Genomic DNA, 13,506 nt, shown 5'->3' with positions numbered 1-13,506 from the left:
CAAATGTGCATGAAATAGGGGCGTCGCCCGCCGAAGGGAGGGCTCTATCGCAACCGCGCTGCAACAATACTGCGATTGTGCATATTTTGTGCGAATATACGGATGGTGCGGCGCATGCATGCTGTTGTATAGTAATCGTGCAAACGTTTGCGATTGGCGATCAGGAAGGTTATGAAGTTATGAAGCAAGGGAGGTAATGAACAATGACAGAGACGAATGCCGGACATCCGGATCTGCCCCGTGACGGTAACGCGAACGGGCGAAACGAAGCGGTACTTCGCGAAAGTCGCGAAGCGGACAACCACCTTATTAGCAGGCGCAAGCTGCTGGCGGCCATGGGCGTCGCGGGCGTCGGCATCGCTTCCGCCGGGCTGCTCGGAAGCGGCGCCGCCTTCGCCAAAGACAAGGCGCAGGCGCTCAATCTGCAAGACCCGAATTGCTGGGCGGTTTCCGTAGCGGACTTAAGGGCGATGACCGATCCTGACGAGCATTTCCTCTATTATGTGATCGACCGCGGGAAGGAAGGGCTGTTCTACTACGATCCGGCAGACGCGACATCAACCGATAATGTGGGGACCGTGCTTGTGTCATCCGCGGGCAAGCGGTTTAAGCGGGTTGTCGGCGAAGTGGTCGATGTGAAGTGGTTCGGGGCGATCGGCGACGGCGCGTCGCATCCGCTGTCGGAACAGTTCGCGACGCTCGAGTCGGCGCAAGCGGTATATCGACATGCCAATGCGCTAACAAACGAGATCGACTGGTGCTCGATACAAGCTGCGATCGAATATGTGAAGACGGCGGCGGTGGCGACGACACGGGTATACATTCCGAAAGGTACGTACCTCGTCAACCAGGCGATCCGCCCGGAAGTCGACAACATCGTCATCTTGGGGACGACCGGTTCGGTCATCTCGCTGCAGTTCGATTATATCGCGCTGTTGGTCAATAAAACGACGCCGCCCTCCACGAAGCCGGAAGCGGTATACAACGTAACGGTCAAGGATCTGACGTTCACGGCTCCGAACGGCTACGGGCCGAACAATGCAGGCATCGTCGCCTTCAATCACTGCATCGATCTGCTGGTCGACAATCTCCGGGTCGTCGGAAATTCGGCCTTGCTCACGAGCAGGCAACGGATCACGAACGGCATCGCCACTTCGCAAGGGACGAGCGGTGTGATTCGCAATTGCGTTGTGGACGGCGTCAGCAAGCCCGGCTATTATATGGCCAACGGCTCGCGCGATATTCGTGTCGAAGGCTGCGAAGCCCGCAACGTGTCCGGTCATCTCGGCTACCAGCCAGGCATGGGCGTATCGGGCTGCGACCGGATTACGTTCGTCAACTGCATCTCGCACAATAATCAGGGCGCAGGGCTGCAAATTACAACAGACGGCTACCCTTCGCCGGGAGGAACGCCGGCAACGAACGTTCAGGTGATCGGCGGGCAATTTTACGATAACGGCGGGCATGGCATCTGGATGGGCACCAACGTAGCCGGCCAATACCCGCGCGACGTACAAATCATCGGCGCCGATACGAGCGGCAATAAACTGCATGGAGTGAACATTTCCGCCGGACGCCGGATCAGCATCGTCGATCATACATCCAAAGGAAACGGCAGCAGCGGCATCTTTGTCGACAACGGGGCCAGGCTTGTATCGACGGTCGATGTGATCAATCCGAACGTCTACAACAATGCGACCGCTCTGACGATCGGCGGTGTCGTGATTCGCGGGGCGGAGCGGGTTACCATTCAGGGGGGCCGCGTCTTCGACGATCAGACGACGAAGACACAAGATTACGGCATCGAGATTTTCCCCGACAGTCAGAGCTTGAAACCGGCCAACATTCGCATCCTCGACGTCCAGGTATTCGGCAACGTGCAGGATTACGCGCTGACGACGGTGCAAGGGGTGAATGTGGAGGCGACCAGCGGGTTTTACCGCATCCGGCATGACGGCAATCCTGAGGGCAATTTGTCGGCGCCGCCGGGATCGGAGTATACGGACGCTTCGACCGGCAACAAGTATATCAAGGTCAACGGAACAGGCAATACCGGTTGGAAACAGCTTGTCGTCGTCGTTTAACGCGAGGGCGTGATGATACAAAAGGGGGAGACAACCATGAAACGAACATTTGCAATCGCTGTCAGCTTGACACTGCTGACAGCGCTGATCGCGGCGGGCTGCAGCAGGAGCGGTACGGACGCACCGGGAGCGCAGGCAACGGCGGCGGCTTCCGCAAAGCCTTCGGTGGCAGGTTTGCCGGCCAAGTTCGATCCGCCGATCGAGCTCAGCACCGTCCAATTCAGCTTGCCGTCAGTCAAATATTTTAACGGCGACGACATCAACAATAATCCGTGGTCGCGATATATCGAACAAACATTCGGCATCAAGGTAAAAACGCTATGGGCCGTGCCGGAAACGGAATACGATAAGAAGACGAATCTGATGATCTCGTCCGGAGATCTTCCCGACTTCTTCCCGGCGACGCCACAGCAGTTCAAGCAGTTGTACGATGCGGGCATGCTTGAGGATCTGACTCAGGTGTACGCGAATACGGCGCCGAACGTCGTGAAGAAGGTCGTAGCCGACGCCGGTCCCGAGGTGACCAAGTCGGCTATGATGGACGGCAAGCTGATGGCCATCCCCTATACGGGAACGGCCAAGGAAGCGGCACCGATTCTATGGATACGCAAAGATTGGATGGAAAAGCTGAAGCTACCCGCCCCGAAGAGCATGGACGATTTGCTGCGCATCGCGGATGCCTTCACGAATCAGGATCCGGACGGCAACGGCCAGAAGGATACGTTCGGTCTGGCGATGGATAAGGAGCTTAGCGCCATCGCCGGCATCACCAACGGGTATCATGCTTACTGGGACATCTGGATGAAGGATAGCAGCGGCAAGCTCGTGTACAGCAGCGTGCAGCCGGAGATGAAAAATGCGCTTGCCGCCTTGCAAACCATGTTCAAGGCGGGGCAGGTCGATCCGGAGTTTCCGGTTAAGCCCGCGAGCAAAGTAAACGAGAGCGTCGGCGCAGGCAAAATCGGGATGATGATCGGCGGCCGCGGCTCGGCCAATTCGCCGCTTGCGACGCTGACGCCGAATCAAGAGTGGCAGGCCTACCCGATTCCTACCGTGGACGGCAAACCTGCATCGCACACGCTGCCGCTCAATATTTACAAATATTACTGGGTGGTGAAGAAAGGAACGAAGCATCCTGAAGCGCTCTTCAAGATGCTCGAATTTTGGCTGAATACGTTCTATTACAATACGTCGGAGGACGTGTTCTATAAGTTCGTCAACCCGAGCAAGGAAGACAAGTCAGCGACTTGGTCGATGGCGCCAATCCGCATCTACTTGTCCGACAACAACATCGAGAACTACCGGCAGGCGAACGCCGTGCTTAAGGGCGAAAAATCCGCCGACCAGCTCGCGCCGGACCGGCGCAATGTGTATGACCGTATCATGCAGTACAAGAACGGCGACAAAAAGCTGTGGGGCGAATACGCGCAGAACGGGCCGGACGGCTCGGCGGCGATCATCGACAAGGTGATCAAGGAAAACCGCTTTGTTGTCAATCAGTTCTATGGATCGCCTACCCAGACGATGGCCGATAAAGGCGCAAATTTGGACAAAATCAAAAGCGAGACGTTCATGAAAATCATTACCGGCAACGCGCCGATCTCGGAGTTTGACAAGTTCGTCGACGATTGGAAGAAGCTCGGCGGCGATCAAATTACGAAAGAAGTCAACGACTGGTACGCCAAGCAGAAGTGAGACGCGCCACGTTTGAAGCAAAACTAAACGCGGAGAGACGGGGGCGAGGCAAATGCGGATGCTTTGCCCCTCCTTCCGCGTGCTGCAAGGAGGACAGCATGGGTGAAAACGAAACGTTTCGGCAGGGAGTTGCCGCTCCATTTGATGATCTTGCCCGGAGCCGCGCTGATCTTTATTTACCACTACATTCCGATGGTAGGCGTGGCGATCGCTTTTCAGAAATTTGTTCCGATCCGGGGCATTACCGGTTCTTCGTGGGTAGGCCTCGATAATTTTATATTTGTGCTGCAATTGCCCGATACGTTGAAGGTGGTAGCGAACACCTTGACGATCGCCGTGATGAAGATCGTTGCCGGCCTCGTCGTCCCGATCGGCATCGCGCTGCTACTGAACGAGATCGGGAGAACGGCGTTCAAGCGAACGGTGCAGACTCTGATTTATTTGCCGCATTTTTTGTCATGGACGATTTTGGCAGGTATTCTGATCGACGTGCTGTCTCCTTCATCCGGACTGGTTAATCAGGCATTGGAGTTTATCGGACTGGAACCGATCTTTTTCCTCGGGGATAACCGATGGTTTCCGTTTACTTTGGTCATTTCCAACGAGTGGAAAGAATTCGGCTTCAGCACGATCGTCTATTTGGCGGCTATCTCCAGCATCGATCCTTCGCTTTACGAGTCCGCGGTCATAGATGGCGCAGGGCACTGGCGCCGGACATGGCATGTGACGCTGCCGGGCATCCGCCCGATCGTCGTGCTGTTGATGACGCTCAGCCTGGGTCAAATATTAAACGCCGGATTCGAGCAAGTATTCAATTTATACAGCCCGATCGTGTATGAAAGCGGCGACATTATCGACACGATGGTATACCGGATGGGTCTGATCAACGCGCAATACAGCTTCGCTACGGCAATCGGCCTGATGAAGGCGCTCGTATCGCTGATCTTGATCGCGGTCTCTTATATGCTGGCTTATCGATTCGCCAATTATCGCATTTTTTAGCGCATGGTTGCGCTACCATGTCTTAAGAACCAAGGGAGAGATGTTCGCGTGGTGGATACGCCAACCTTAGGCAGACGTTTGTTTGTCGTGTTCAATTACTTCTTTATGGCGCTGCTCGCTTTTCTGTGTCTGGCTCCGCTGATTCACGTGCTGGCCGTTTCCTTCAGCTCCAGCACGGCTGTGGGGGCGGGCAGGGTAACGCTGTGGCCCGTCGAGTTTACGACCCAGGCCTATGACTTCGTCATGCAAAAGCGGGCGTTTCTCGACTCGTTTCTCGTTTCGGTGAAGCGTCTGATCTTGGGCACGTCGATCAACATGTCGCTTGCCGTATTGATCGCGTTTCCGCTGGCCAAGGAAGCGTCCGCCTTCCGGTTCCGTACGGTGTATGTGTGGTACTTCTTCGTCACGGCCTTGTTCGGCGGCGGATTGATCCCGACCTACTTGACCGTTCAGAAGACCGGGCTGATGGATACGATTTGGGCGCTAGTTTTGCCGAATGCGGTTCCCGTGTTCAGCGTGATTCTGCTGCTCAACTTTTTCCGCGGCTTGCCGAAGGAGCTGGAGGATGCCGCTTATATAGATGGCGCCGGGTATCTGCGGACGCTGTGGAGCGTGTATATCCCGCTTTCCAAGCCGGTGCTGGCTACCATCCTGCTGTTTACGATGGTCGGCCACTGGAATACGTGGTTCGACGGGTTAATTTATATGAACGATCCGAAGAATTACCCGCTGCAAAGCTATTTGCAGACCATTATCATTCAGAACGATTTTGGCGCGCTATCGGACGCCGAGATCGAAATGATGCGGAAGCTGTCCGGACCGACAGTCAAGGCGGCACAAATTTTTCTTGCGGCTCTTCCGATCATTCTCGTTTATCCGTTTTTGCAACGCTTTTTCATTAAAGGCATCGTGCTTGGCAGCGTAAAAGGCTGACCACTCGATTGTCAAAAAATCCTACCGGTTGGAGGTTCCTATCATGCTGCACGATTTGCAAGCCAATACGCGCTCCGAACATTTGTCTTCGCCCATTACCGCCGTCATCGTCGGCGCCGGGCACCGAAGCATGCTTTACGCCTCCTATGCGAACATCGCCCCCGATGCGCTGCGCATCGTAGGCGTCGTTGACCCCGATGAAGTACGGCTAAGGGAGGCTGCAGCACGCTACGGCATACCGCCGGAGCGGTGCTACCCCACGGTGGAAGCGCTGGTCGGCAGCGGGGAACGGATTGCCCATGCGGCGATCAACGGGACGATGGACCATCTGCACGTCGCGACGACCATTCCGCTGCTGCAGGCGGGGTATCATGTGCTGCTAGAGAAGCCGATCGGCACGACGGAAGCGGAAGTGTTGCAACTGCTTGAGGCTTCGACGACGCACCGCGCCACTGTGATGATCTGCCACGTTTTGCGGTATGCCCCTTTCTATGCGGAAATTCGACGCAGGGTAGCCGACGGCGAGATCGGCGACATTCTCAATTTGCAGCTTGCCGAGCATGTCAGCTACCATCAAATCGCCTCCGTATTTGTCCGCGGCAAGTGGAATCGCAAGGACAATGGCGGGTCGACCATGCTGATGCAGAAATGCTCCCACGATTTGGACCTGCTCGCCTGGATGAAAAGCGGCAGTGCGCCCGTGCGGGTCGCCAGCTTCGGCGGCCGCATGTTTTTCCGCGAGGAGAATGCGCCGGAGGGCGCGGGCCGGCGCTGTCTTGTCGATTGTCCGATTGAAGCGTCGTGCCTGTACTCCGCGCGAAAGCATTACCTCGAGCATGGACTTTGGGGTCCTTACGTATGGCACGGCATCGAGTCGCTAAGCCTGACCCCGACAATCGGGCAGAAGACGGAGTCGCTTCTTACGGACAATCCGTTCGGGCGCTGCGTCTGGCGCTGCGACAATACGGTCGTCGATCATCAGTCCGTGCTCGTCGAATTTGCGGACGGCTCGACGGCAACGTTCAATATGGCGGGCAACACATCGAGGCCATGCCGCTCAATCCGGCTCATCGGGACAAGAGGCGAAATCGAAGGGGTGCTTGAAGACGGCTTCTTCGTCGTTCGGCATCCGGACCTTCGTTCGCGCTCCGGCTATTCGGAAGAGCGGGTCGAATTGAAAGTATCCGGCGACATGCACGGCGGGGGCGATTACCGGCTGGTGGAAGATTTCCTGCAAGTGCTTCGGGGGGAAACGCCGTCCCTGTCGACGACGGTTCTGGCCGACTCGATCTATGGGCACAGGATCGGTTTCGCGGCCGATCTGGCGCTGGAGGAAGGAAAATGGATCGATTTGTAAAGAAAACACGCAAAGAGGGGTAGAGAACCATGACCAAAATTCGCATGGGCATCATCGGCTGCGGCGGTATGGCGGCAGCACATTTTAGCGGCTACAAGGAGCTTGGCGATCATACGGAGGTGACGGCGGTATGCGACATCGAGCCGGAACGCGCACAGTCGGCGGCGAGCCTGCTCGGCATCACGACAGCCGTTACCCATTATCGTGAATTGCTGGAGCATGTCGATGCAGTGTTGATCGTGCTTCCGCACCATTTGCATTACGAGGTGGGCATGGCGTGCTTGAAAGCAGGGAAACACGTGCTTATGGAGAAGCCGATGTGCAATACCGAGGAGCAATGCCTCGATTTGATTCGTATGGCGGATCGACGCGGGTTAATCCTCATGACAGCTTACCCGGTTCGATTCTGGCCGATTATCGTGAAGCTGAAGGAGCTCATCGATTCGAAACAATACGGCGATGTGTTCCATATGTCGATATGGACGGAACAGTTTACGAAATATCACGACGGCCATTGGGCCCATTCCGCCGCAACTCTCGGGGGCGGGCAGTTTTTCAGCCATGGCTGCCATTACGTCGATCTGATGCTTTGGTTCCTGGGGCGCCCGGTGCGGGGAACGCACATGGGGACGAATTTCGGCACGCCATGGATGGAGAAAGAAGGAACAAGCGATGTTGTCATTGAATTCGAAAGCGGCGCGGTCGGCTATCATTTCGGTACATGGGGCGCGCGAGGCACCCGGCTCGGCTACAGCATTCACGTTCATTGCACGGAAGGCATGCTGGAAGCGAATTTAAAGGAATGGAAGCTATACGCGCATACGAATATCCGGGAGGAGAAGGCGAATTTGGATACCGCTTCGCGGACCAAGCTGTTGTTGGAAGCACCGCAAGGCGGGAAAAGCACGCATTATGAAATTCTGCATTTCCTCGATTGCATCCGCACCGGGAAAAGGCCGCTGGTGGACGGACCAGTAAGCCTGCAAAGCTTGCGCGTCATATGGCGGTTATACGAAGCGGAACGTAACAATACGGTTGCAGACCTGCGCGGTTTGGGTTTGGACGAAGTCGCGACGATAAGCTGAAATGGAAGGACATGGGGGACATATGGTCATTGTCGGTTTTGGCGACAGTATCACAGCGGGTGTTCGGGTTGGGGAGGACGAATCGTATTTGCAGAGACTCGGGCAGCGGTTCGAATGTGCGATTCATAATGAAGGCGTAGCCGGGAACACCTCCGCGCAAGGCTTGGCGCGACTGCAAACGGTACTGGAACGAAAGGCGGATATTTGCATCGTTGCGTTCGGGATGAACGATCACGTTATGGAAGCGGTCATTATCCCGTAAAGGGCTGGGCTAATGATTTTTGCCGACCAGTACAGCGGGATTTATGCCGAACATGTAACCCAAGTTTTTATTACACTGATTCGCTGTATATTTATGCAGTAAATGAATATTCATTAAATATCGCCCTAAAATTTATTCTAACGAATTCTGCAACAAACCACCTATTGTGTTGTTATGCAGAGATATTTCTAACGAATTTTGAAACAACAAAAACGGAGCAGCGCGGGGTTTGCGTGCTCCGTTTTCTAATTAATTCTGGAATATCACATTTTTCGGATCTACCCATTGTGACCGCTTTTCTACGCTTTCTGTACCTAGATTCGTATCTAGTTGCAGAACTGCAGCTCTGCTCCTATATCCGGGTTTATTCTTTTGGGTTTTCCCTCCCTAGCAGCAGACCTCCTCCCTGCCACTTGATCCGGACCAAGCTGCAGGTTTCGTCCGTCGGGGGGGGCCGCCGCGCGCACTGCGCGAAAACCGGGTCGGAAAGGGGAAATGCCATACCCAGCAGTCGAAGTCAACACAAAAGTAGCAGGAAACGCACCAAGTAGAAGGGATAACCGGCCGCGGCAGATCGGAGCGGGATGCGCGGTCAGCGGCAGGCAGCGGAAGCGGGACTGGATATCAGGCCGTGAGCGGGAAGTATATAAGGAAGCGGGACGTAGCAGGAAATCACAAGAAAAGCTGGGGCGGGTCAGACGATCAGACGAAAAGAAGTCAGGTAGAGTGGCGGGAAGCGGCAGGCCACGACGAAGTGCGCGGAAGTCGGCCGGGGCGGGGTGCGCAAGGGTGTAAACAAGTATATCGAAAACAAGCATATGTGGCGCAAATTCGGGTGAAAATGGCGCAAATGTGTGCCGGCAGCCGGGGGCGGGGCCACGGGTGGATACAGAAATTATGGCATCAGGGAACATCCGTCAAAATAAAAGAGAGGAACCCGTATATTTTCGTTAAAATGTTGGCGGGACCCCTAGATTGGGGTGATACCAGCGTAGCTATCACCAAGGGCAAACTGAATGTAATTAAATGGGGAATTTATTAATGACCTCGTTATATTCCTGCTGGGCAGCAGCTTCGGAAGAAGATCAGGAGAAGGCGGAGAAGAACGGGAAATGGGAATGTGCACGATCCCATTTCGAACGTTTCCCGAAGGGGCGGATAGAGGATATCAAGTTTCACTCTGCCTTCCCCATGGATCATATTCGCTACTCCTTGACTTGCTTCAAATTCCGCACAGCAGGGATTGCGACTCGAATGAGCAGGATCGCGCTGATCAATATGCTGGCGTATCCGAAAACGGCCACGATATTAAACTCATCCCGAGTGTCATGGCCGCTTAAGCTAAGCAGTCCGATGGAGATGCCTCCGAACGCCGTTCCGACGAAAGCCAGCAAAGTCTGTGAAATCCATTTCGTCACGAGTGTGGTGTTGGCCTTGTCAGAGAAAAAGCCTACCTTAACGGACATCTCGCCCTTCTCCAGCATCGACCCGAGATGGTCGAGTCGCCGCGGCAGCCTGCGAATAACGAGGAGCTCAGCAATTCAATCGTCGCCGTTTTCCGCAGATCGGTGTAGTCACTGACAGGAAGGAACTCCGCCGTGTGCTCCTGGGCGAAGCGGCGGGATTCGTCCATTAAGCTGAACAAAGGATTCAATTGCGCCATCGTGCCCTCAAGTGTAATCAGTGAGCGAAACGCGCCCGCAACATTCGGGTAAAACGATTTGCACTGCATGGATGGCTAACGGGGAACGTTAGTTGAACGATACAAGGAGCAGTTTGCTTGCAGCAGCAGTTCCTTGTTTTTATTAAGCTAACGGGCAGAATAACTCAAAGGATTTTGAATATCCTGAGAGAAATATATGTAATAATAACCGTAAATCGGGAGGAATTAAATGGATGGAATAGTTTCAAAAATAAATGGTGTATCACTCTGGCATATAACTCAAGGGCAGGGTATTCCTATGGTTCTCTTACACGGAGGACCAGGGGCATATGACTATTTAGAGCCAATCGCCGATATGTTAGATAATCGTTACAAAGTTATACGGTATGAGCAGCGAGGGAGTTGGAGGTCTGAGAAAAAAGGACCCTATGATGTTGAAACCTTTATTGATGATTTAGAACATTTAAGGCTTCATTTAGGTATAGACAAATGGGTTGTGTGCGGACATTCTTGGGGGGCATCAGTGGGTCTAGCTTATACTGTCAGATATAATTGTCAGGTTAAAGCATTAATTTATATATCGGGAACTGGAATAAACCCCGCATGGCATATCGATTATCGTATTAATCGACTTGAAAATATGAGCTTTGATGAAAGAGAAGAGTATACTCAATTGCGTTCAATCGTGAACCAAATGAGCGGTATAGAAAGAGAACACACCCGAAACCGAATACGTGAACTCAGTTTGAGGGCAGATTTATTTAACAAAAATAATTTTTCTATGCTTCCACGAGTGGATGGTCAATTTGTAAACAATGAAGTCAATCAAAAGGTTGACTGCAATGAGTACCTAGAAAGTGATGAGTTTAGAAATGAAGTCATTTCCTCAATTACTGCTCCTGTGCTTTTAGTTCATGGTGAAGTAGACCCTCGACCATATAAATACGTGAAGGAACTTGCGAGTAACTTAAAGAATAGCGAGTTTAGATTAATCTCCCAATCTGGACATTACCCTTGGCTTGATAACCCCACTACTCTTGGGAAACTAATACATGACTTTGTAGCCCGAAAAGTTACTGGAATTTAGAGGGGGATTATTCCGTTAACGGATACGATATCGAAACAAAATATTGGAATAAGGCTGCTGGCACTGATCGGCAGCTTTGTTGTGCTAACGGGCAGTTTAACGCAACAAATCTGTACGTAATTACGTCGAAAAAAATGGGTATATTTTATATATTCCTTATGTCCTCATGACTAGCGGCTGTTCTAATTCATTGAGCCTGCTTCTAGTTTGAGTGACAGCTTTCTACGTATTGTAAGGGAGGGTGAAATCTATACTTAAAAATAAGAGACTTGTTGTTTTCGCTTTACTTGTTTTAATTCTGATATGTGTAATTGTTTTACAACAGAGAGAGATAAAATCGTTGGGGAAGCAGGTAGTTGAAACTAATAATGCGTTAAAGGAAAAAGAACAGTTAGCCTTCAAATATAAGAATGAAATAGCCACCAAAGAGAATGATGCCTTAAAACTAAAGGCTGACTTTGAGTTGGAAAAGAAGGGTTTGAATGAACAATTATCTGAGCTCAAATTAGTGAGTACAAATCTTGGTGATGAACTAACAAGGTTGCGTTCAGTAATGCATAAAGCACTCTTGGATGGTAGTGAAAGAGCGCCAATTGTTGAAAGTTCCATACCGGTTGATATGCTATCAGTAATCCTGAATCTGTATGATGCAATGCAGAGAGATGACATCGAAAAGTTCAAAGCAATTGACGTAAAGGGAATTTTGAGTAGTCGATACGAAAACCGAGATAATATTGAAAAAATATTATGGATACGACATGACCCTGAAAGTAGAGCAAAGGCTTTCAAAAACGATTTCGGTCCAGAATCTGAAGTAGACTTATTGGAAGTGATTTTTTTATATAAGGGCGGGTCGACGGCTGACCCAAATTACGCAATGGTAAAAGAGCATGGTAAATGGGTTATTTTTAGAGAGGATTGAACGTTGAGCTATCGGAGAACGTTAGTTGAACGGTACAAGGAGCAGTTTGCCACGCCAGTTGCTCCTTGTTTTTATTAAGCTAACGGGCAGTTTATCGCAATGTATTTTATTGGCTGGTGAATTTATATTTCGTCTCCCTTTATCATTCTGGGAGATATGATATGTACTGAATTTTATTATCGAAATAGGTGTGTTACAATGTTTGGAAAACGTATACGTGGAGGCGTCAAATAAGTGGAGAGAGACAAACTAACCTATGCAGGTGCAGGTATTAATATCGATGATACGGATGCTGTAAAGCAAAGTATGGCCAACAGCTTGAAGACGAATGATAGTCGCGTACTAAACTCTTTAGGTGCGTTCGCGTCCCTATACGACTTCAGATTTCCAGAATATGAGCATCCTGTAATGGTAATGAAAACGGAGGAGCCTGGCTCCAAACAAAAACTTGCTTTTCAATATGGACGGGTTCGTTCAGTTTGCTATGATATGATTAATCATTTGATAAATGACATAATAGTGATGGGTGCAAAGCCTTTGGCAGTCCAGGATGCAATCATTTGTGGAGCAATTGATAAGGAAATTATCAGCGAGATTGTTGATGCCGTTTCGGCGGCCTGCAAAGAACAGGATTGTGCTTTAACTGGAGGAGAGACATCAATACAGCCAGGGGTGCTGGAGAAAGGCTCATATATACTCACGTCTAGCATAGTTGGCATTGTAGATAAATCGAAAATCATTGATGGTTCTACTATTCGTAAGGGAGATATCATAGTGGCTGTTGCTTCTAACGGAGTCCACACGAATGGGTATACTCTCGTTCGAGCCATTATGGACAAACATCCAGAAATTCTAAACATTAGGGTAGGCGATGAGAACTTTTTAGACGCAATTATGAAGCCTCACTTATGTTATTACAAACCTTTGAAGGATTTGTTTGGAGGGGATGGACTTCACGGAATGGCACATATTACTGGGGGCGGAATTGAAGGGAACTTGAATCGGGTTCTTCCAAATGAGTTAAATGCTATCATCGATTTATCTAGAGTGGATGTTCTGCCAGTATTCCAAGTGCTTCAAAATGTCGGGAACATTGCTGAAAGTGAAATGCTGCGCACGTTCAATATGGGTGTGGGCCTAGTTATGGTTGTTGATCCGAAAACAGTCGATGCAGTGATTCAACATGTATCTGCATTCGGGTTGAAAAGTTACACAATTGGGGAAATTGTTGATGGAAACAAAGAAGTTATCTTCCAACAAAAATTGAAATGAAGTAATACTTTACTTTAGCCCAGAACACTTAACAAAAATCACCTAGGCTGCCGAATATCAAAATAGGCAGTCTTTTCTTTTTAAATCGTTTTTTTCATTAGCCAACTATGGGGGATTAAACGGGCAGTTTAGTGAAAGAGCCTA

Annotated in this window: 13 protein-coding genes; 11 read left to right on the top strand and 2 right to left on the bottom strand. The window is 51.2% G+C overall.

Annotated features, from left to right (window positions below):
- Nucleotides 1–203 precede the first annotated feature (203 nt).
- From J2Z66_RS15125 to J2Z66_RS15090, 8 genes are all read left to right on the top strand, one after another.
- The gene (locus J2Z66_RS15125; RefSeq protein ID WP_209972279.1) at nt 204–2,084 is read left to right on the top strand and encodes a right-handed parallel beta-helix repeat-containing protein; all 1,881 of its coding nucleotides are present in this window, start codon (nt 204–206) and stop codon (nt 2,082–2,084) included.
- 36 nt (nt 2,085–2,120) lie between these two features.
- Nucleotides 2,121–3,779: an extracellular solute-binding protein gene (locus J2Z66_RS15120; protein WP_209972278.1), complete on the top strand. Its 1,659-nt coding sequence runs from the start codon at nt 2,121–2,123 to the stop codon at nt 3,777–3,779.
- 144 nt (nt 3,780–3,923) lie between these two features.
- The gene (locus J2Z66_RS15115; protein ID WP_209972393.1) at nt 3,924–4,781 is read left to right on the top strand and encodes an ABC transporter permease; all 858 of its coding nucleotides are present in this window, start codon (nt 3,924–3,926) and stop codon (nt 4,779–4,781) included.
- A gap of 3 nt (nt 4,782–4,784) precedes the next feature.
- Nucleotides 4,785–5,714, top strand: coding sequence for a carbohydrate ABC transporter permease (locus tag J2Z66_RS15110; RefSeq protein WP_209972277.1), 930 nt, complete (start codon nt 4,785–4,787; stop codon nt 5,712–5,714).
- Nucleotides 5,715–5,757: 43 nt separating this feature from the next.
- Nucleotides 5,758–7,071, top strand: a complete 1,314-nt coding sequence (locus tag J2Z66_RS15105; protein ID WP_209972276.1) for a Gfo/Idh/MocA family protein — start codon at nt 5,758–5,760, stop codon at nt 7,069–7,071.
- A gap of 29 nt (nt 7,072–7,100) precedes the next feature.
- Nucleotides 7,101–8,156 (top strand): Gfo/Idh/MocA family protein, encoded by a 1,056-nt coding sequence (locus J2Z66_RS15100; RefSeq protein ID WP_312894569.1) that lies wholly within the window; start codon nt 7,101–7,103, stop codon nt 8,154–8,156.
- Nucleotides 8,157–8,178: 22 nt separating this feature from the next.
- Nucleotides 8,179–8,418, top strand: coding sequence for an SGNH/GDSL hydrolase family protein (locus J2Z66_RS15095; RefSeq protein ID WP_209972274.1), 240 nt, complete (start codon nt 8,179–8,181; stop codon nt 8,416–8,418).
- Between the two features lie 495 nt (nt 8,419–8,913).
- Nucleotides 8,914–9,213, top strand: coding sequence for a hypothetical protein (locus J2Z66_RS15090; RefSeq protein WP_209972273.1), 300 nt, complete (start codon nt 8,914–8,916; stop codon nt 9,211–9,213).
- A gap of 410 nt (nt 9,214–9,623) precedes the next feature.
- On the opposite strand, the gene J2Z66_RS15085 is transcribed toward J2Z66_RS15090, so the two are convergent.
- Together J2Z66_RS15085 and J2Z66_RS15080 are read right to left on the bottom strand one after the other, a co-directional pair.
- Entirely contained in the window at nt 9,624–9,884 is a 261-nt protein-coding gene (locus tag J2Z66_RS15085; RefSeq protein WP_209972272.1) for a hypothetical protein, read from the bottom strand.
- Nucleotides 9,869–10,150, bottom strand: a complete 282-nt coding sequence (locus J2Z66_RS15080; protein WP_209972271.1) for a hypothetical protein — start codon at nt 10,148–10,150, stop codon at nt 9,869–9,871. The genes J2Z66_RS15085 and J2Z66_RS15080 overlap by 16 nt, the downstream gene beginning before the upstream one ends.
- A 160-nt stretch (nt 10,151–10,310) precedes the next feature.
- On the opposite strand from J2Z66_RS15080, the gene J2Z66_RS15075 reads away from it, so the two are divergent.
- From J2Z66_RS15075 to purM, 3 genes are all read left to right on the top strand, one after another.
- The gene (locus tag J2Z66_RS15075; protein ID WP_209972270.1) at nt 10,311–11,168 is read left to right on the top strand and encodes an alpha/beta fold hydrolase; all 858 of its coding nucleotides are present in this window, start codon (nt 10,311–10,313) and stop codon (nt 11,166–11,168) included.
- A gap of 241 nt (nt 11,169–11,409) precedes the next feature.
- The gene (locus tag J2Z66_RS15070) at nt 11,410–12,090 is read left to right on the top strand and encodes a hypothetical protein (protein ID WP_209972269.1); all 681 of its coding nucleotides are present in this window, start codon (nt 11,410–11,412) and stop codon (nt 12,088–12,090) included.
- A gap of 234 nt (nt 12,091–12,324) precedes the next feature.
- Nucleotides 12,325–13,362: a phosphoribosylformylglycinamidine cyclo-ligase gene (gene purM, locus J2Z66_RS15065; protein ID WP_209972268.1), complete on the top strand. Its 1,038-nt coding sequence runs from the start codon at nt 12,325–12,327 to the stop codon at nt 13,360–13,362.
- Nucleotides 13,363–13,506: the final 144 nt, after the last annotated feature.

Origin of the sequence: Paenibacillus eucommiae (assembly GCF_017874215.1) — a bacterium.
Lineage (GTDB): Bacteria > Bacillota > Bacilli > Paenibacillales > NBRC-103111 > Paenibacillus_AI > Paenibacillus_AI eucommiae.
This window is presented reverse-complemented; position numbering and strand designations above follow the sequence as displayed.